At 67.4% G+C, this 18,033-nt stretch carries 16 protein-coding genes and 1 pseudogene; 1 reads left to right on the plus strand and 16 read right to left on the minus strand.

The annotated features are described in order from the left end of the window. The 7 genes and pseudogenes from nadD to leuS form a co-directional block, all read right to left on the minus strand. The coding region (nadD, locus tag ISO4_RS13690) for a nicotinate (nicotinamide) nucleotide adenylyltransferase (protein WP_194856582.1) at positions 1-476 on the minus strand (476 nt) is incomplete at its 3' end. Next, the gene (locus tag ISO4_RS13695; RefSeq protein WP_194856583.1) at positions 463-1,719 is read right to left on the minus strand and encodes a glutamate-5-semialdehyde dehydrogenase; all 1,257 of its coding nucleotides are present in this window, start codon (positions 1,717-1,719) and stop codon (positions 463-465) included. The genes nadD and ISO4_RS13695, both read right to left, overlap by 14 nt. A gap of 88 nt (positions 1,720-1,807) precedes the next feature. Further along, a complete protein-coding gene (locus tag ISO4_RS13700; RefSeq protein ID WP_194856584.1) occupies positions 1,808-2,662 on the minus strand; it encodes a class I SAM-dependent methyltransferase in 855 nt (284 codons plus the stop codon). Positions 2,663-2,754: 92 nt separating this feature from the next. Beyond that, positions 2,755-2,907 carry a hypothetical protein gene (locus ISO4_RS17070; RefSeq protein WP_228548135.1) on the minus strand — a complete coding sequence of 51 codons (153 nt, stop codon included), beginning with the start codon at positions 2,905-2,907 and terminating at the stop codon, positions 2,755-2,757. Between the two features lie 143 nt (positions 2,908-3,050). Beyond that, positions 3,051-3,764 (minus strand): annotated as a pseudogene (holA, locus tag ISO4_RS13705) (DNA polymerase III subunit delta); the annotation flags it as partial. 5 nt (positions 3,765-3,769) lie between these two features. Then, complete coding sequence (locus ISO4_RS13710) at positions 3,770-4,279, minus strand: LPS-assembly lipoprotein LptE (protein ID WP_142949566.1); 510 nt, start codon at positions 4,277-4,279, stop codon at positions 3,770-3,772. A gap of 20 nt (positions 4,280-4,299) precedes the next feature. Continuing rightward, positions 4,300-6,765: a leucine--tRNA ligase gene (gene leuS, locus ISO4_RS13715; protein ID WP_194856585.1), complete on the minus strand. Its 2,466-nt coding sequence runs from the start codon at positions 6,763-6,765 to the stop codon at positions 4,300-4,302. A 101-nt stretch (positions 6,766-6,866) separates the two neighbouring features. Between leuS and ISO4_RS13720 the strand changes: the two genes are divergently transcribed. Beyond that, positions 6,867-7,484: a YdcF family protein gene (locus ISO4_RS13720; protein ID WP_142949564.1), complete on the plus strand. Its 618-nt coding sequence runs from the start codon at positions 6,867-6,869 to the stop codon at positions 7,482-7,484. Between the two features lie 9 nt (positions 7,485-7,493). Here ISO4_RS13720 and ISO4_RS13725 read toward each other — a convergent pair whose 3' ends face one another. The 9 genes from ISO4_RS13725 to cysW all read right to left on the minus strand — a co-directional run bounded on the left by ISO4_RS13725 (position 7,494) and on the right by cysW (position 17,938). Beyond that, complete coding sequence (locus ISO4_RS13725) at positions 7,494-9,233, minus strand: SulP family inorganic anion transporter (RefSeq protein ID WP_142949563.1); 1,740 nt, start codon at positions 9,231-9,233, stop codon at positions 7,494-7,496. Next, complete coding sequence (locus ISO4_RS13730; protein WP_142949562.1) at positions 9,218-10,885, minus strand: bifunctional protein tyrosine phosphatase family protein/NAD(P)/FAD-dependent oxidoreductase; 1,668 nt, start codon at positions 10,883-10,885, stop codon at positions 9,218-9,220. The genes ISO4_RS13725 and ISO4_RS13730 overlap by 16 nt, the downstream gene beginning before the upstream one ends. A gap of 10 nt (positions 10,886-10,895) precedes the next feature. Beyond that, complete coding sequence (locus tag ISO4_RS13735; RefSeq protein ID WP_142949561.1) at positions 10,896-11,777, minus strand: MBL fold metallo-hydrolase; 882 nt, start codon at positions 11,775-11,777, stop codon at positions 10,896-10,898. 123 nt (positions 11,778-11,900) lie between these two features. Next, the gene (lnt, locus tag ISO4_RS13740; protein ID WP_194856586.1) at positions 11,901-13,379 is read right to left on the minus strand and encodes an apolipoprotein N-acyltransferase; all 1,479 of its coding nucleotides are present in this window, start codon (positions 13,377-13,379) and stop codon (positions 11,901-11,903) included. A gap of 132 nt (positions 13,380-13,511) precedes the next feature. Continuing rightward, positions 13,512-14,387: an HlyC/CorC family transporter gene (locus tag ISO4_RS13745; protein WP_194856587.1), complete on the minus strand. Its 876-nt coding sequence runs from the start codon at positions 14,385-14,387 to the stop codon at positions 13,512-13,514. Further along, positions 14,387-14,893, minus strand: a complete 507-nt coding sequence (gene ybeY / locus ISO4_RS13750; protein WP_067606693.1) for an rRNA maturation RNase YbeY — start codon at positions 14,891-14,893, stop codon at positions 14,387-14,389. The genes ISO4_RS13745 and ybeY overlap by 1 nt, the downstream gene beginning before the upstream one ends. Beyond that, positions 14,865-15,854, minus strand: coding sequence for a PhoH family protein (locus ISO4_RS13755; protein ID WP_142949556.1), 990 nt, complete (start codon positions 15,852-15,854; stop codon positions 14,865-14,867). Before ISO4_RS13755 ends, ybeY begins: the two co-directional genes overlap by 29 nt. 144 nt (positions 15,855-15,998) lie before the next feature. Then, positions 15,999-17,093, minus strand: a complete 1,095-nt coding sequence (locus tag ISO4_RS13760) for a sulfate/molybdate ABC transporter ATP-binding protein (protein ID WP_142949555.1) — start codon at positions 17,091-17,093, stop codon at positions 15,999-16,001. Next, positions 17,090-17,938 (minus strand): sulfate ABC transporter permease subunit CysW, encoded by an 849-nt coding sequence (cysW, locus tag ISO4_RS13765; RefSeq protein WP_142949554.1) that lies wholly within the window; start codon positions 17,936-17,938, stop codon positions 17,090-17,092. The genes ISO4_RS13760 and cysW overlap by 4 nt, the downstream gene beginning before the upstream one ends. Between the last annotated feature and the right edge of the window lie 95 nt (positions 17,939-18,033).

Below are 18,033 nucleotides of genomic sequence, written 5' to 3' on the forward strand. Positions count from 1 at the left end.
GGCGCCGCCGGGAAGGCGCGCTGCACCGACAGCGGCGCCGGCGGGCTGTGCGGGCGTGGCACCACCGCCAGATGGCAGAGGGCGGGAAACTCCCGCCAGCGGTGCCAGCGATGCAGACCGGCGAAGCTGTCCGCGCCCACCACGAACACCAGAGGGCGCGCGCCGATCAGCCGTTTGTAGTGCTTCAGAGTGGCCAGCGTGTAGGACGGCCCGCTGGCGCGGCGCAGCTCCCAGTGGTCGGCGACCAGCTGTTTGTGCCCGGCGCAGGCGCGGCGCACCATGGCCAGCCGCTGCTCGCCGGTGGCCAGGGGCTGGGGCCGGTGCGGCGGCACCGCGTTGGGCAACAGATGCACCGGCGCATCGCCGAGCGCCTGGGATACCGCCAGGGCGGCCCGCAGATGGGCACGGTGAATCGGGTCGAAAGTACCGCCGAACAGGATCAAAGGAAGGTCGGACGCGGTATCACGTCCGAACATGCCCGTCCCCGAGCACCACCCACTTCTGGCCGGTGAGCCCTTCCAGGCCCACCGGCCCGCGGGCGTGGAGCTTGTCCGTGGAGATGCCGATCTCCGCGCCCAGGCCGTACTCGAAGCCGTCGGCGAAACGGGTGGAGGCGTTGACCATCACCGAGCTGGAATCCACCTCGGCGAGAAACCGCCGCGCCAGGGTGTAGTTTTCGGTGATGATCGACTCGGTGTGCCCGGAACTGTAGCGGTGGATGTGCTCCAGCGCCTCGTCCAGGCCGTCCACCAGCTTGATCGCCAGCACCGGCGCCAGGTATTCCTCGGCCCAGTCGGTTTCGGTGGCTTCGCCGATGCCGTCGAGCAGCGCCCGGCTGCGCTCGCAGCCGCGCAGCTCCACGCCGGCGGCCTGATACTGGGCGGCCAGCTCCGGCAGCACCCGTTCGGCGATGCCGGCGTGCACCAGCAGCGTTTCCATGGTGTTGCAGGTGCCGTAGCGCTGGGTCTTGGCGTTGTAGGCCACCTTGATCGCCTTGCCGGCGTCCGCCTGGGCGTCGATGTAGACGTGGCAGTTGCCGTCCAGATGCTTGATCACCGGCACCCGGGCGTCGTTGCTGATGCGTTCGATCAGGCCCTTGCCACCGCGCGGCACGATCACGTCCACCCACTCGGGGTGGGTGATCAGCTCGCCCACGGCGGCGCGGTCGGTGGTCTCGATCACCTGCACGGCGGTTTCCGGCAGGCCGGCTTCGCGCAGGCCGATGCGCAGGCACTCGGCGATCGCCTGGTTGGAATCGATGGCCTCGGAGCCGCCGCGCAGAATCGCCGCGTTACCGGATTTCAGGCACAGCGCCGCCGCGTCGATGGTGACGTTGGGGCGCGACTCGTAAATGATGCCGATCACGCCCAGCGGCACGCGCATCTTGCCCACCTGGATGCCCGAGGGCCGGTAGTTCAGGTCGGTGATGCCGCCCACCGGGTCGGCCAGGGCGATCACCTGCTCGAGCCCCTCCACCATGCCGTCGAAGCGCTCCGGGGTCAGTTCCAGGCGGTCCAGCAGCGCCGCGTCCAGGCCGCTGTCCCGGCCGCGCGCCAGATCACGCTGGTTGGCGTCGAGGATGGCGCTGCGGTGCGCGCGCAGGGCGCCGGCGATGGCGCTCAGGGCGGCGTTCTTGTCGCCGGCGGTGGCCCGGGCCATGGCCCGGGACGCGCCGCGGGCCTGTTCGCCCACGGTCGCCATGTACTGCTGGATATCCATGTTCTCTGCGATGCCCATTGTTTGACCGGAAAAGAATCGAAAGGCGCCTAGTATAGGCGCTTCGCGGCCCCGGGCGAAACCAGCGCTTTCAGGAGACGGAAGCTTCGAGCACCCGCACCATCGGGGTGCCGCGGGTGCGTGGGATGGGCAGGGCGGTGTAGAAATCCGCCGGGTCGTGGACGGTGAGGGCGTCGAAGCCCTGGTTCAGGAAGTGGCGCTCGGTGTCGGCGTCGGAGCGGAAGTGGAACGCCACCTGGCTGCGCGATATCGCGCCCAGCAACCCGCCCAGGGTTTTCAGCGTGCGGTGGAAGCGCATGTTGGCGTACAGCGGGTAGTTGTCGCTCAGATACACGCCGCGCGGAAAACGACGCAGGCCGGCGGCCAGCCGGCCCCAGAACGGCGTCACGGTGTCCAGGCTGAAGTAGTTGATCAGCCCCTCGGTGATCACCGCCACCGGCCGCGCCGGGTCCAGGCCGTCGAGCAGGGCGGCGACGCTGTCCGGGCCGTCCTCGGCGAGAATGTTCACCGGCACCACGCGGTGGGTGGCGCTTAAGAAGCCCTTGGCGGCCAGCAGGCGGCGTTTGCGGTCGGCCATGTCGGGCAGGTCCGCCTCCACATAGGTGATCGACGGAAAGCGTTGCCGGAAGCGGCAGCCGCGCGGTGACAGCCCGCAGGCGATCTCCACCACCTGCAAATCCGGATGCTGCTCGATCAGCGCCTCCAGGCGCGCGTCGATCAGATGGTGGCGCTGCAGCAGGAAGGTGCGGATATTGCCGCCCAGTACCCGCTTGCCGAGCGCTTCCATGGGGCTCATGGCGCCGTACAGCAGCGCCCCCGAGCGGGTCTGGAAGAACGGCTCGGAGAGGCCGTTGCGCACCCATACCTGGCCGGTATAGAGCGCGGTGAAGCTGATCGACGAGGTGTCCGGGGCGTGCTTGTCCATGGCGGTCCTGCCTGTGGTGGTGATCGCAACGCCGAAGGCTAGCAAAGCCGGTCGCCCGACGCCGGGGGCGAAGGGGCCAAAACAGGCGGCGGCTACTTTTCCAGGATCGCCGGCAGCGGTTTGCCGCACAGGCGCAGCACCAGCCCGGCGAGAAACTGCCAGGGGTCGCCGGGCCCCATGCCTTTGACGGCCTGGTCGGCGCGGATCGCCAGCGCCTGGCACTGGTGCAGCTGGCGCGGCGGCATGCGCCCGGCCTGGGCCTGCAGAGCGCGCAGCCGCTGCGGCGGCAGGCGCGGCGGGGCGCCGCGGCGCCGCCGGTGGCGAGCGCGTCCAGGGCGCGGATTTCCCGGCCCAGGGCCCACAGCACCACCGGTGCTTCCACGCCTTCGGCGCGCAGGGTGCGCAGAATGCGCAGCGCCCGGTTGGCGTCGCCGCCGCTGGTGGCGTCGGTGAGGTCGAACGGCGTGTAGCGGCTGGAATCGCCCACCGCCTGCTGCACGGTGGCGGCGTCGACGCGGCCGTCCGTGGCCAGCAGGGCGAGCTTGTCCACTTCCTGGGCGGCGGCCAGCAGGTTGCCTTCGCTGCGCTGGATCAGCAGTTCCAGGGCGTCGTCGTCGATGGTCAACTTGAGCGCGGCGAGCCGGTCGCGCAGCCAGTGTTGCAGCTGCTTGCCTTCCACCGGCCAGATCTCCACCACCGCGCCGACCTTTTCCACCGCCTTGACCCAGGCGCTGTTCCAGTCCTTGCGGCGGTCCAGCCGCGAGCAGCGGATCAGAATCAGGGTGTCGTCGTTGGGGTGGTCGAGCAGATCGCGCAGGATCTGGCTGCCGGCTTTGTCCGGGCGCTTTTCCAGCAGCACCAGTTCCAGAATCCGGCGGCCGCCGAACAGGCTCAGGCTTTGCGATTCATTGAGCAGGGCGTTCCAGTCAATGCCGGTGTCGGCGCTGAAACGGTGGCGCTCGTCGAAGCCTTTCTGGCGGGCGGCGGCGCGCAGGGCGTCCAGGCATTCGTCCTGCTGCAGGGGCTCGTCGCCGGCCACCAGATAGACCGGCAGCAGGTCGTTTTGCAGGTGCTTGGCGAGTTGCTCCACACGCAGGCGCATGGCGGCTAGCGGTTCCGGCTGTCGATTTTGCGGGCGGCGTTGGCCAGCTGGTTGATCAGCCGGTAGGCCACGTCCTCGTAGAGATCGTCGCGCACCAGCTCTTCCTCGTCGGAGGTGGCGGTGACGTTATCCGGTGAGTAGGCGAAGCTGCGCAGGGCGGAAATACGCCGTGGCGGGTTGAGCATCGCCTCGGTGTCGCGGTCCACCAGTTGCCAGGTGATCTCGTAGCGCAGCTCGCGCTCGGCGGCGCGGCCGCGGGCGTCCACCGCCGCGGTGCGGCTGTCCCAGCGTTCGTCGAGAATCATCACGATGTTCTGTGATTCGCCGTGGATCAGCACGCCGCTGGGTTCCAGCTCGTCCTCCAGGGTGTAGCGAAGCCGGGCGCTGGCGCCGTCCAGGGTGATCGACTCCAGCTCCGGCGTGGAGGTCTGACCGCGCAGTTGCCAGCCGGAGCAGGCCGCCAGCAGCAGGGCGGCGGCGGTGAGCAGCAGGGCGGTTCGGGCGTGACGTATCACTGGCGGTCTCCGATCAATGTTCAGTTGGCGACAATATTAACCAGTTTGCCCGGCACCACGATCACCTTGCGGATGGTCTTGCCTTCGGTGAAGCGCACCACATTGGCTTCTTCCCGGGCCAGCGCTTCCACGCTCTCTTTGTCGGCGCTGGCGGGCACGGTCAGTTTGGCGCGTACTTTGCCGTTCACCTGTACCACCATCTCCAGGGTGTCCTTGACCAGGGCGCTCTCGTCCACCGCCGGCCAGGCGGCGTCGATCACCGCCTCGTCATGGCCCAGGGCGTGCCACAGGGCATGGGCGGCGTGGGGCACGATCGGCGACAGCAGCAGCACCGCCGCTTCCAGGGCTTCCTGGCGCACCGCCCGGGCCGGGCCTTCGTCGCCGCCCTCGTTGAACGAGCGGCTGACTTCGTTGCTCAGTTCCATCACCGCGGCGATGGCGGTGTTGAAGGTGTAGCGGCGGCTGATGTCATCGCTGACCTTCTGGATGGTTTCGTGGGTCTTGCGGCGCAGCGTTTTGCCGCTGCCGTCCAGGGCGGCCGGGTCCAGCGCCGGCGCCGGGCCACCTTCCAAGTGTTCCGCCACCAGCCGCCACAGCCGTTTGAGGAAACGGTGGGCGCCTTCCACGCCGGAATCGTTCCATTCCAGGGACTGCTCCGGCGGCGCCGCGAACATCATGAACAAGCGCACGGTGTCGGCGCCGAACTCCTCAATCATTTGCTGCGGGTCCACGGTGTTGCCCTTGGACTTGGACATCTTGGCGCCGTCCTTCAGCACCATGCCCTGGCACAGCAGTTGTTTAAACGGTTCGTCGGACTCCACCAGGCCGGTGTCGCGCAGCAGCTTGTGGAAGAAACGCGCGTACAGCAGGTGCAGGATGGCGTGCTCGATACCGCCCACATACTGGTCCACCGGCAGCCAGTAATTGGCGCGGGCCGGGTCCAGCATCGCCTGGTCTTCATCCGGGCAGGTAAAGCGGGCGTAGTACCAGCTCGACTCCATGAAGGTGTCGAAGGTGTCGGTCTCACGGAACGCCGGCTGGCCCTGGTATTGGGTTTTCGCCCACTCGGGGTCGGCCTTGATCGGCGAAACCACGCCGTCCATTTCCACATCCTCGGGCAGCGCCACGGGCAGTTGATCCTCGGGCACCGGCACCTGGCTGCCGTCTTCCAGGGTCAGCATGGGAATGGGGGTGCCCCAGTAACGCTGCCGGGAGACGCCCCAGTCGCGCAGCCGGTAGTTGACCTTTTTCTCGCCCAGCCCGCGCTCGGAGAGCCAGGCGGCGATGGCGTCGAACGCCTGCTCGGACGTCAGGCCGTCGAATTCACCGCTGTTAACCAGCTTGCCCTTGGCGGTGAAGGCTTCGTTGTCCAGGTCCAGGGTCTCGCCGTGGGCGGGCTCGATCACCTGATTGATCGGCAGGCCGTACTTGTGGGCGAACTCGAAGTCGCGCTGGTCGTGGGCCGGCACCGCCATCACCGCGCCGGTGCCGTAGCTCATCAGCACGAAGTTGGCGATCCATACCGGCACTTCCTCGCCGCTGATCGGATGGCGGGCGTAAACGCCGGTAAAGATGCCCTTCTTTTCCATGGTGGCGATGTCCGCTTCCGCCACGCCGGCGCGCTGGCATTCGTCCACGAAGGCGGCCACTTCCGGGTCGCGCTCGGCGGCCGCGCTGGCCAGCGGGTGGTCGGCGGCCACCGCCATATAGCTGACGCCCATCAGGGTGTCCGGGCGGGTGGTGTAGACCCGCAGCAGTTCATTGCCCCGCGGCCCCTCGATGGCGAAGTCCAGCTCCACCCCTTCGGAACGGCCGATCCAGTTTTTCTGCATCGCCTTGACCTGTTCCGGCCAGCCGTCCAGCTGGTCCAGGTCGTTGAGCAGTTCGTCCGCGTAGGCGGTGATTTTCACGAACCACTGCGGGATTTCCTTGCGTTCCACCAGAGCGCCGGAGCGCCAGCCGCGCCCTTCGATCACCTGCTCGTTGGCGAGTACGGTCTGATCCACCGGATCCCAGTTCACCGTCGACATCTTTTTATACACCAGGCCCTTTTCGTAGAGCTTGGTGAAGAACCACTGCTCCCAGCGGTAGTACTCCGGCCGGCAGGTGGCCAGTTCACGGTCCCAGTCGTAGCCGAACCCGAGCCGCTGCAGCTGGCCGCGCATGTAGTCGATGTTCTCGTAGGTCCAGGCGGCGGGGGCGCTTTTGTTCTTGATCGCCGCGTTTTCCGCCGGCAGACCAAAGGCGTCCCAGCCCATCGGCTGCAGGACGTTCTTGCCCAGCATGCGCTGATAACGGCTGATCACGTCGCCGATGGTGTAGTTGCGCACATGGCCCATATGTAGCCGGCCGGACGGGTAGGGGAACATGCTCAGGCAATAGAAGGTCTCTTTACCGGGTTGCTCGGTGACCTTGAAACTGCGGGCGGTGTCCCAGTGTTGCTGGGCTTCCTGTTCTACCTGGTCGGGGCGATACTGTGCGTCCATCGGCTCTCTTAATTGATAAGCGGGTAATTAATAAACGGGATGATATCTGCAAGGGGCCTAGGATACATGAGCATAAGGCGGGCAGACAGCGGATGCGCGGTATGTTGATCACCGCCGCCCTGGCACTGGTGCTGATCGGCGCCACCCTGCCGGCGGTGGTGCGGCAGTTCTATCCGCCGTTACCGGCCAAGGAGCCCGGTGCGCGCCCGGGCGCGGTGGTGGTGCTGGGTGCCGGTCGGCAGCGCGACGGCCAGGACTACCGGCTCAACCCCACCGGCCTGCGGCGGGTCCAGGCCGGGCTGCGCGAGGCCTGGCAGCGCGACCTGCCGATCGTGTTAAGCGGCGGCGCCGAGGACCACGCCCCCGCCGACCCGGACGATTCCGAAGCGGCGATGATGGCGCAGGAAGTGCTGCGCGTCTGGCCGGAGGCCCGCACCCACATCGAACCGAACAGCCGCAGCACCTGGGAAAACGCCCGCAACACCGCCGCCCTGCTGCGGCCTCTGGGGGTGAAGTCGGTGGTGGTGGTCACCGACCGCGCCCATATGCCGCGCGCGATACTCTGCTTCCAGCGCCACGGGCTGCGGGTCGAGGCGGTGGCGCTGGAATCGCTGCCCAAGCCGGCCTGGGCGCCCTCTGCCGGGGCGCTGTCGCAGGTGCCGGTGATCTGGCGCGAGTGGGCCGCGCTGATCTGGTATTACTTGCGCTATTTCCGGTAGCGGCACGCTTCAAGCGTGTGGCTTGTCGTCGGCGGCCCGTTCGCTGGTCTCGGGGTCGAGCGTTGCCAGCGCCTGGTAGTGGGTCATGAACACCTCGCCGCTGAGCTGTTCGAGAAAGTCGCTGCGTTTCAGCTGGTCCATCACCGGGCCCTTCACCTCCGACAGATGCAGGGTGACGCCGGCGTCCAGCAGGCGCCGGTTCAGGCTTTCCAGGCTGTCCAGGGCGCTGGCGTCGATGTGGTTGATCGCCGAGCAGAGCAGCACCACATGGCGGCGGCCGTCGCAATTCAGCGCCATGTCGTAGATGGCGTCCTCGGTGCGCCGGGCGTTGGCGAAGTAGAGGGACTCGTCCACCCGGATCGACAGCACCCGGGGTGAGGTGATCACCGGGTGGCGGCGCACATTGCGAAAATGCTCGGTGCCCGGCATCTGCCCCAGCTCCGCCATGTGCGGCTGGCTGGTGCGCCACAAATGCAGCGCCAGCGCCGCGCCCACCCCGGCGATCACGCCGATCTCCACCCCCGCCAGCAGCACCCCGGCCAGGGTCACCAGCATGGCGGTGAAATCCGCCTTGGAGTAGCGCCAGGCGCGCCGCAGCGCGCCCAGGTCCACCAGGGCCAGCACCGCCACGATGATGGTCGCCGCCAGGGTGGCCTTGGGCAGGTAGTAAAACCAGGGGGTGAAAAACAGCGCTGTGAGCGCGATGCCGCCGGCGGTGAATACGCCGGCCATGGGGCTGCGGGCGCCGGCATCGAAATTGACCACCGAGCGCGAGAAGCCGCCGGTAACCGGGAAACCGCCACTGACCCCGGACGCCAGATTGGCGGTACCCAGGCCGATCAGCTCGGCATTGCTGTCGATCCGTTGGCGCCGCTTGGCGGCCAGGGTCTGCGCCACCGATACCGACTCCACGAAACCGATCAGGCTGATCAGCAGTGCCGGCAGCGCCAGCTGGCCCCACACCCCGGCGTCGAACGCCGGCAACGACAGCGCCGGCAGGCCGCCGGGGATGGCGCCGACTACCGCCACGCCCTGGCTTTGCAGGTCGCCGGCCGCCACCGCCACGGTGGTGCCGATCACCGCCAGCACCGGCCCGGCCTTGGCGAGCAGATCGGCGAGCATGGGCGGCAGCGGCGTGCGTGCCAGCAGCCGCTTCAACGGGCCGCGCGCCCACAGCAGGAAGAGCAGGGCGGCGGCGCCCACCAGCAGGGTGGGGCCGTTGACGCTGGCGGCCTCGCGGAACGCCGACAGTCCCAGTTCCCAAAGCGTGTCGCCTTGCATCGGAATGCCCAGCAGGTGCTTAAGCTGGCTGGCGGCGATCAACAGCCCGGAAGCGGTGATAAAGCCGCTGATCACCGAATGGCTGAGCAGGTTGGCGATCCAGCCCAGGCGCAGCAGGCCCATGGCGACCAGGAAGACGCCGGAGAGCAGCGCCAGTATCACCGTGGCCGCCAGGTAGGCGCCGCTGTCGCCGCCGGCCACCTGACCGGCGGCGGCCGCCGTCATCAGCGACACTACCGCCACCGGCCCCACCGCCAGGGTGCGGCTGGAACCGAACAGGGCGTAAGCGAGCAAGGGAAGGATGCTGGCGTACAGGCCCATTTGCGCCGGCACCCCGGCGACCAGCGCATAGGCCAGGCTCTGCGGGATCAGCATCAGGGTGACGATCAGCGCCGCCAGGCCGTCGGCGGCGGCGTCGCCGGGCCGGTAGCCTTTCAGCCAGGGGGCCAGGGTCAGCCGGTAAGCCATTCGCGACCTTTCAGCATCAAATCAAAGTAAATACGCGGCATGGCTTTCGATTTCAGCCACCAGTAGCTGCTGCGCGCCTTGGTGGGGTCCAGCGGGAAGCTGGGTTGCAGCGCCCCCTGATAACCGAACTCCGCCAGGATCACCTTGCCCTTTTCCACGGTCAGCGGGCAGGCGCCGTAGCCCTGATAGCGGCCGCTCATCGGCTTGCCGTCCAGGGTGGCGAGCAGATTGACGGCCACCACCGGCGCCTGCTTGCGCACCGCCGCGGCGGTTTTGGCGTTGCCGGTGCCGCTGGCGTCGCCGATGGCGAACACGTTTTCGAAACGGTTATGGCGCAGGGTGTCGGGATCCGCGTCCAGCCAGCCGGCGTCGTTGGCCAGGGCGCTGTCTCGCACGCAGCGCGGCGCCCGCTGCGGCGGCGTGACATGCAGCATGTCGAAGGCTTCTTCGCGCTCCTGGCGGTTGCCGTCCGCATCGGTGTCCACGAACCAGGCTTTACGGGCGCCGGCGTCCACCGCTTTCAGGGTGCTGTTGAAGTTCAGCCCCACCTGATAGCGGCGCATGTATTCCATCAGCGGCGGCACGAAGGTTTCCACCCCGAACAGTACGCCGCCGGCGTTGTGGAACCGCACGTCGATATTGCTCAAGCGATGCTGTCTGCGCCAGTGGTCACAGGACAGATAGAGCGCCTTCTGCGGCGCGCCGGCGCATTTGATCGGCATCGGCGGTTGTGTGAACAGGGCGCGGCCCTGGCGCAGGTCGCGTACGCACTGCCAGGTGTAGGGCGCGTATTCGAACAGGTAATTGGAGGTGACGCCGTTGCGGCCCAGCCCGTCGCGCAGACCCTCCACGCCGTCCAGATGCAGCTCCAGGCCCGGGGCGGCCACCAGCATGCGGTAGCTGACCCGGCCGCCGTCGTCCAGCACCACCTGATTCTGTTCCGGCACGAAGGCTTCCACCCGTGACTGGATCCACTTCACGCCCCGGGGCATCACCGAGGCCATCGGCCGGGCGGTGTCGGCGGGGTCGAAGGCGCCGCCGCCCACCAGGGTCCAGGCGGGCTGGTAGTAATGGGTGTCGGCGGGCTCGATCACCGCGATGCTCAGCGACGGCCGGCGTTTGAGCAGGCTGGCGGCGGCCGCCAGACCGCCGGCACCACCGCCCACCACCAGCACGTCCCAGGTGGTGGCCGCGGAATGGCCGGGTTGCGGCTGTGCCCCGGGGCCGGCCCGCCAGCGTTGTTGCAGACGCGCTTCCTGCTTGCTCAGGTCATAGCCGGCCTGGTCGGCGGTGGCGATCAGCGTTTCCGGGTCGGTGCGCGTGCTTTCCGACAGCGCCCACAGTGAGCTGCTGCGGTTGCCGGTGCGGCAAAACGCCAGCACCGGGCCCCGCGCCTGCTGCATCAGCCCGGCGAACCCCATGACGTCGGTGTCACGGATATCGCCGGGCGTCACCGGCAGGTGGTAATAGGCCAGCCCGGCGGCGCGGGCCGCCTGCTTCAGCGCGTCGCTGGTGGGCTGGTCGTCACCCTCACCGTCCGGGCGGTTGTTGATGACGGTGTGGAAACCCTGCCGGGCGATGTCCTCCAGCTGGCCGGGCTGGATTTGCCCGGCCACGGCCAGGTTGGGCGATAGGCGTTTGTAGTCCGACATCGGCTGCTCCTCAAAGACGGTTCAACGGAATTTTCATGTACTGCACGCCGTTGTCCTCCGGCGGCGGCAAATGTCCGGCGCGCATGTTCACCTGTACCGAAGGCAGAATCAGGCGTGGCATGCCAAGGGTGGCGTCGCGCTCTTCGCGCATGGCGACGAATTGCGCCTCGCTGATGCCCTCGTGCACATGGATGTTGTGACGGCGCTGCTCGCCGATGGTGGTCTGCCAGCAGAACCGGTCACGTCCTTCCGGCAGGTAGTCATGGCAAAGGAATACGCGGGTCTCGTCGGGCAGCGCCAGCAGCTTGCGGATCGAGCGGTACAGGGTGCGCGCGTCGCCGCCGGGAAAGTCGCAACGGGCGGTGCCGTAGTCGGGCATGAACAGGGTGTCGCCGACAAAGAGGGCGTCGCCGATCAGATGGCTCATGCAGGCGGGCGTATGGCCGGGGGTGTGCAGGGCGCTGGCCTGCAATTCGCCGACCTGGTAGCGGTCGCCGTCATGGAACAGGTGATCGAACTGGCTGCCGTCGCGGGCGAAGTCGGTGCCGGCGTTGAACACCTTGCCGAAGGTGTGCTGGACGGTGCGGATGTGGTCGCCGATGGCGAGCTTGCCGCCCACCTGCTCCTGCAGCCAGGGGGCGGCGGATAGATGGTCGGCGTGCACATGGGTTTCCAGCAGCCAGTCCACGGTCAGGTTCTGGGCGCGCACGAAGTCCACCAGCTTTTGCGCGCCGGCGTAGCTGGTGTGCCCGGAGGCGGCGTCATAGTCGAGCACCGAATCCACCAGCGCGCAGCGTCGACTTTGCGGGTCGATAACCACATAGCTGACGGTATTGGTGACCGGATCGAAAAAACTCTCTACCTGCGGGATGCCGGCGGCGGACGGGGACATGAAACCTCCTGAACGGAAAAAACAGCCGGGCGTGCGTCGCGCCCGGCTTCCGTTATAGGTTGGCCAGGAGGTTCTGTCAAATTAGATTATAAGCTTATTCCTAAACGGTATATAACGTCAGCATCAGAATGACTCCAGCAACCCCCGGGCCCGGCGGCCCCGGCCCAGCACCACGAACGCCAGCGCCAGCAGCAGGGTGGGCCAGACGCCGGCCAGCATAAACGGGGTCTCGCCCTGGCGCGGCTGGTACTCGCTGACCAGCACGTCGCGCTCGAACTGGGGCAGCCGCTCCACCACCTTACCGTGGTGGTCAACCACCGCGGTGATGCCGTTATTGGTGCCGCGCAGCAGCCAGCGGCCGGTTTCCAGAGCCCGCAGCCGGGTCATCTGAAAGTGCTGGTGGGGCCCCGCCGAGGTGCCGAACCAGGCGTCGTTGCTGATCGTCAGCAGCACGTCGGCGCTGCCGGTGCGGCTCGCCACCAGCTCCGGGTAAAGGATCTCGTAGCAGATGAAGGGCGCGATCTCATGGCTCAGGGCATACAGATTGGGCTGGCGCGGACTGCCCGGCGTGAAGCTCGACATGGGCAGGTCGAAAAACGGGATCAGCCCGCGAATCAGACCCTGCAGCGGCACGTACTCGCCGAACGGCACCAGCTTCTGCTTGTGGTAGACGCCGTCCTCGCTGTCCGTGCCCACCACCGCGATGCTGTTGTGGTAGGTGGTCGGGGTGCGGCTTTCATCGCGCCACGGCAGGCCGCTGATTAGCGCGCCGCCTTTGGCCGCCACCGCTTCGCCCTGGTCGTCCACGAAGTCGTCGATGTCCTGGTAGAACTCGATCATCGCCGATTCCGGCCACACCACCAGGGTGCCCTCCGGCAGACCCTCGGTAAGGCCGGCGTAGATCTCGCGGGTTTCCTTGCGCATGGTGGCCAGCCATTTCAGGTCCTGGGGCACATTGCCCTGCACCAGCGCCACCTGCTGCCGCTCGCCCTCGGCGTGGGTAAAGCTGAACTGGCCGCCCACCACCCCGGCCACGATCAGCGCCAGGGACAGCACCAGCGGGCCGGTGCCCCGGCCCCGGCGCAGCACCAGCTCCACCGCCGTGGCGGGCAGGATCACCGCCGCCAGGGTCATCAGCCAGATGCCCCCCAGCGGCGCCAGCCCGGCCAGCGGCGTGTCGATCAGCGCGTAGCCGCCGTACAGCCAGGGGAAGCCGGTGAGCAGCCAGCCGCGCAACCAGTCCGCCAGCACCCAGGCGCCGGCGAACATCAGCCCGCCGCCCCTGAACCGGCGGGTCAGCCAGAACGCCGCGCCATAGAACAACGCCAGCAGCGCCGCGAAGGCAGCGGTGGCGGGCACCGCCATCCACAGCGGCATATAGCCGTAGTCGGTCATCGACACCTGCAGCCAGGCCACGCCGAACCCGAACATGCCCAGGCCATAGACCCAGCCGCCCAGCAGTGCCGCCTTGGCGGACGGGGCGCTGGCCTGCACCCAGTAGGCCAGCGCCACGCTGACCAGCAACAACGGCCACAGGCCGTAGGGGGCGAACGCCAGAGGAAACAGCAGGCCGGCGATCAGAGCCAGAAACAGATTGCGCATAAGCAAGGTCACGATTGCAGAAAGACAAAAAGAGGCCGGGTAGGCGAAGCCTTGTTATACGCAAGTTGGCGCCGGCAATCCATGGCGCGCCGCACCGGGGCCGGCGCGCACGGGAGCGGGCGGCAGTGTTGGTCAGCCGTCGGTGGTGTCGGTGTCGCCGCTGGCGTCCAGCGGCGCCACCCGCAGCAGGCGGATGGTGCGGCCGTCGGCGCTGAGCACGGTGAAGCGCAGGTTGCCCATGTCCACGGATTCTTCCCGTTGGGGCAGGTGTCCGAAGGCCTGCATCACCAGGCCGCCGATGGTGTCGAATTCATCGTCGCGGTACTGGGTTTTGAAGTGCTCGTTGAATTCGTCGATGGGGGTGATCGCCTTGACCGTGAAGTCGTCGCCTTCCAGGTCCTTGATCAGGTAGTCGTCGTCATCGACGTCGTGTTCGTCCTCGATCTCACCGACGATCTGTTCCAGCACGTCCTCGATGGTCACCAGGCCGGCCACGCCGCCGTATTCGTTGACCACGATGGCCATGTGATTCTTGGTGATGCGGAATTCGCGCAGCAGCGAATCCAGCCGCTTGGATTCCGGCACCACCATCGCCGAGCGCACGTGGTCCTTGATCACGAAACGCTCCATGCGCGCCGGCTCCAGGATCAGCGCCAGCAGGTCCTTGGCGAGCAGGATGCCGATGATTTCGTCCGGGTCGTCGCCGAGCACCGGGAAGCGGCTGTGGGCGCAGTCGATGATGGTGGGCAAAAAGTCGCGCGGGTCGTCGGAGGCGCGGATGCTGACCATCTGTGAGCGGGGAATCAGAATTTCGCGCACCTGCATCTCGCTGACGCAGATGGCGCCTTCGATGATGCCCAGGGTGTCGCCGTCAATAATGTCGCTGTCGCGCATGGAGCGCATCAGGTCCAGCAGTTCGTCCCGGGACCCGGGGGTGGAGGTGAAGAACTGGCCGACGCGCTCCAACCAACTTCGGCTGGTGCCATTATCGGAATAGTCGTCCGACATTAGAGATGCAACTCCTTGCTTGAATGGGAAACGGTGTAGGGGTCGGGATAACCCTGCTCGGCCAGGGCACGGATTTCCAGGGCTTCCATCACGTCCGCGTCGTCATCGTCGATGTGATCGAAGCCGAGCAGGTGCAGTACGCCGTGGGTGACCATGTGCGCCCAGTGGGCGTCCAGGGGTTTGTGCTGCTCGGCGGCTTCGCGGCGCACCACCGGGGCACTGATGACGATATCGCCGAGCAGCGGCGCGAAGGCGTCCTCGGGCAGACCCTCCGGCATTTCGAACGGGAAGGACAGCACATTGGTGGGCTTGTCCTTGCCCCGGTATTCCCGGTTCAGGGTCTGGATTTCCGCGTCGTCGACCACCCGCAGGGTGATGTCGCCGACCACGCCGCCGGCCACCGCCACGGCTTTCACGGCCCAGGCGCGTAAGTCGGCTTCGTCGGGGGCGTCCGGGGCGTCACTGGCCCACTGGACTTCAACGTTGGGGGTCGGTATCCCGCTCATGACGGTCGTAGGCCTCTACTATGCGTTGCACCAGCGGGTGGCGGACCACGTCGCGGCTGTCGAAACGGGTGACGCCGATTTCCTGTTCGCCGGCGAGCACCTCCAGGGCATTGACCAGCCCGGACTTCTGATGGCGCGGCAGATCCACCTGGGTGACGTCGCCGGTGATCACCGCCTTGGAGCCGAAGCCGATGCGGGTCAGGAACATTTTCATCTGTTCCGGGGTGGTGTTCTGCGCCTCGTCGAGGATCACGAAACTGTTGTTGAGCGTGCGCCCGCGCATGTAGGCCAGGGGCGCCACTTCGATCACCAGCCGGTCCATCAGCTTGGCCACTTTCTCGAAGCCGAGCATTTCATAGAGGGCGTCGTAGAGCGGCCGCAGATAGGGGTCGATCTTTTCCGCCAGGTCGCCGGGCAGGAAACCCAGCTTCTCGCCGGCCTCCACCGCCGGGCGCACCAGCAGAATGCGCTGCACCTCGGACTTCTCCAGGGCGTCCACCGCGCAGGCCACCGCCAGCCAGGTTTTGCCGGTGCCCGCCGGGCCGATGCCGAAATTGATGTCGAAGCGGCGGATCGTTTTCACGTACTCGCGCTGGTGACCGCCGCGCGGCTTGATGCGCACGCGCTTGGTGCGGATCACCACGTCGTCGCTGGGGAACGCCACCGTGTTGTCGACTTTCTCGGACAGCTCCGACTGCTGCAGATGCAGGTGCACCATTTCCGGGGTCAGGTCCTCGGTGTCGGCGGTCTGGGCGTAGAGGTCGTTGAGCACCGTGGAGGCGGCCTGCACCGCCCGCGAGTCGCCGGACAGATGAAACAGGTTGCCGCGGTTGCGGATGTCCACCTGCAGGCGGTCGGCGATCTGCTTGATATGCTCGTCGAGACGGCCGCACAGGCTGGCCAGACGGCGGGAGTCGTAGGGTTCAAGACTGACTTGCTGGGAAGCGGCTGGTGTGTCCAAGTTGGGAGAGATGGCCCCTGGGGCAGTTGGCGATGAATTCAGAATACTCTCAAGGGCCCCGCTGGGGAACCCTCTCAGCCGGCACTCTAGCCCGGCCCCCGGCGTCGGGGCAAGCGCCGTGGCCCGGTTGTCGGACAGCGCCGCTCAGGCGGGCGCCACGCGCGGGCCCAGATCGCCGTCGCAGGTCACCGTCTGCAGGCTGCGCGGCAGCAGGTAAAGGGTGTCGTCGCGGCCCGGCGCCAGGGCCGCCCAGGTGTCCCGGTCCAGCTCCACTTCCAGCACGCCGGCGCCCCAGCCGCGCGGCTCCAGCTCCAGGGTGACGGTGCCGCCGAACACGCTGCGCGCCGCCAGTTTCACCGGCAGGTGGGCGTGCTCGACCGGGGCCTTGGCCAGGGTCGCCTCGTGGGGGCGCAGGTACAGGGTCAGGGCGCCGTCCGGGCAAGCGCCGTGGGTGTCCAGGCGCAGGCGCGCCTCGCCGGACTGCCAGACGGCGCCGTCGTAGAGGCCCTCCAGGGCGTTGATATGGCCCAGGAAGTCGAACACGAAGCGGCTGGCCGGCTGTTCGTAGACGGTCAGCGGGCTGCCGATCTGCTCGATATGCCCCTGGCTCATCACCACCACCTGGTCGGACACTTCCATGGCCTCTTCCTGGTCGTGGGTGACGAAGATGCTGGTTACCGAAATCTGCTCATGCAGGTGGCGCAGCCAGCGGCGCAGCTCCTTGCGCACCTTGGCGTCCAGGGCGCCGAAGGGCTCGTCGAGCAGCAGCACCTCCGGTTCCAGGGCCAGGGCGCGGGCCAGCGCCACGCGCTGCTTCTGGCCGCCGGACAGCTGCGCCGGGTAGCGCCCGGCCATGGTGTCCATCTGCACCAGTTCCAGCAGCTCACGGACCCGGGCGCGCACCGCGTCGCGGCCGGGGCGCTCACCGCGCGGCAGCATGCGCAGCCCGAAGGCGACGTTGTCGGCCACGGTCAGGTGGCGGAACAGCGCGTACTGCTGGAATACGAAGCCCACTTTGCGGCGGCGCACGTCCAGGGTGGTGACGTCGCGCTCGTTGAACAGCACCCGGCCCCGGTCCGGTTTTTCCAGGCCGGCGATGATGCGCAACAGGGTGGTCTTGCCGGAGCCGGACGGGCCCAGCAGACCCACCAGCTCGCCCTGGGGCACGTTCAGGGAAATGTCATCCAGTGCGGCGAAGCCGCCGAACGTCTTGCGGATGCCGTCAACGCGGATGCTCATGTCAGGGTCTCCTCGGCGGCGTTCAGTTTGCTGCTCTGGCGCCATTCCAGCACGGTTTTCAGAAGCAGGGTGACCAGCGCCATGGCCCCCAGCAGGCCGGCGGCGGTGAAGGCGCCCACGGTGTTGTAGTCCTCGTTGAGCATCTGGATCAGCAGCGGCAGGGTCAGCGTCTCGCCGCGGATCAGGCCGGACACCACGCTCACCGCGCCGAATTCACCCACCGCCCGGGCGTTGGTGAGCACCACGCCGTACAGCAGCGCCCAGCGGATTCTCGGCAGTGTCACGTACCAGAACGCCTGCCAGCCGGAGGCGCCCAGCAGGATCGCCGCTTCCTCTTCCTCGGTGCCCTGGGACTGCATCAGCGGAATCAGCACCCGGGCCACGTAGGGGCAGGTCACGAACACGGTGACCATCACCATGCCCGGCAGCGCGAACATCAACTGCACGTCGAAACGGTCGTCCAGCCACTGCCCGACCAGGCCCTGGCCCCCGTACACCACCAGATAGCACAGGCCGGCGACCACCGGCGACATGGCGAACGGAATGTCGATCAGGGTGCTGAGCAGCTTGCGGCCGCGGAACTCGTAGCGGGTCACGCACCAGGCCAGCAGCACGCCGAACACCAGATTCACCGGCACCGTGATCAGCGCCACGATCACGGTGAGCTGGATGGCGCCGATCATGTCGTCGCTGGTCAGGTTGTCCACCACCATGCCGGCGCCCTGGGCGAAGGCCTCGGCGAAGATCACCACCAGCGGCAACACCAGCAACACCACCACGGCGGCGAACGCGGCGGCGACCAGCGTCCATTGGTGCCATTTGTGGGGCCGGTTTGCGGAGGACATGGGTGGCGGGCTCCTTACGGTGTTTGTGGGAGGTGATGATTCTATATTCCGTAACGGCAAAATAAAGCGCTCATTTATATCCTTTCGCCATGCCG

It is taken from the genome of Alloalcanivorax venustensis ISO4 (assembly GCF_015356855.1).
Lineage (GTDB): Bacteria > Pseudomonadota > Gammaproteobacteria > Pseudomonadales > Alcanivoracaceae > Alloalcanivorax > Alloalcanivorax venustensis.

Coding starts and splice junctions, on each gene's coding strand:
- ISO4_RS13695 (WP_194856583.1), bottom strand. CDS start 1,719: ATGGATATCCAGCAGTACATGGCGACCGTGGGCGAACAGGCCCGCGGC.
- lnt (WP_194856586.1), bottom strand. CDS start 13,379: ATGCGCAATCTGTTTCTGGCTCTGATCGCCGGCCTGCTGTTTCCTCTG.
- ybeY (WP_067606693.1), bottom strand. CDS start 14,893: ATGAGCGGGATACCGACCCCCAACGTTGAAGTCCAGTGGGCCAGTGAC.
- leuS (WP_194856585.1), bottom strand. CDS start 6,765: ATGGACGCACAGTATCGCCCCGACCAGGTAGAACAGGAAGCCCAGCAA.
- ISO4_RS17070 (WP_228548135.1), bottom strand. CDS start 2,907: ATGCCGCCGCGCCAGCTGCACCAGTGCCAGGCGCTGGCGATCCGCGCC.
- ISO4_RS13725 (WP_142949563.1), bottom strand. CDS start 9,233: ATGGCTTACCGGCTGACCCTGGCCCCCTGGCTGAAAGGCTACCGGCCC.
- ISO4_RS13730 (WP_142949562.1), bottom strand. CDS start 10,885: ATGTCGGACTACAAACGCCTATCGCCCAACCTGGCCGTGGCCGGGCAA.
- ISO4_RS13760 (WP_142949555.1), bottom strand. CDS start 17,093: ATGAGCATCCGCGTTGACGGCATCCGCAAGACGTTCGGCGGCTTCGCC.
- ISO4_RS13735 (WP_142949561.1), bottom strand. CDS start 11,777: ATGTCCCCGTCCGCCGCCGGCATCCCGCAGGTAGAGAGTTTTTTCGAT.
- ISO4_RS13745 (WP_194856587.1), bottom strand. CDS start 14,387: ATGTCGGACGACTATTCCGATAATGGCACCAGCCGAAGTTGGTTGGAG.
- cysW (WP_142949554.1), bottom strand. CDS start 17,938: ATGTCCTCCGCAAACCGGCCCCACAAATGGCACCAATGGACGCTGGTC.
- ISO4_RS13720 (WP_142949564.1), top strand. CDS start 6,867: ATGTTGATCACCGCCGCCCTGGCACTGGTGCTGATCGGCGCCACCCTG.
- ISO4_RS13700 (WP_194856584.1), bottom strand. CDS start 2,662: ATGGACAAGCACGCCCCGGACACCTCGTCGATCAGCTTCACCGCGCTC.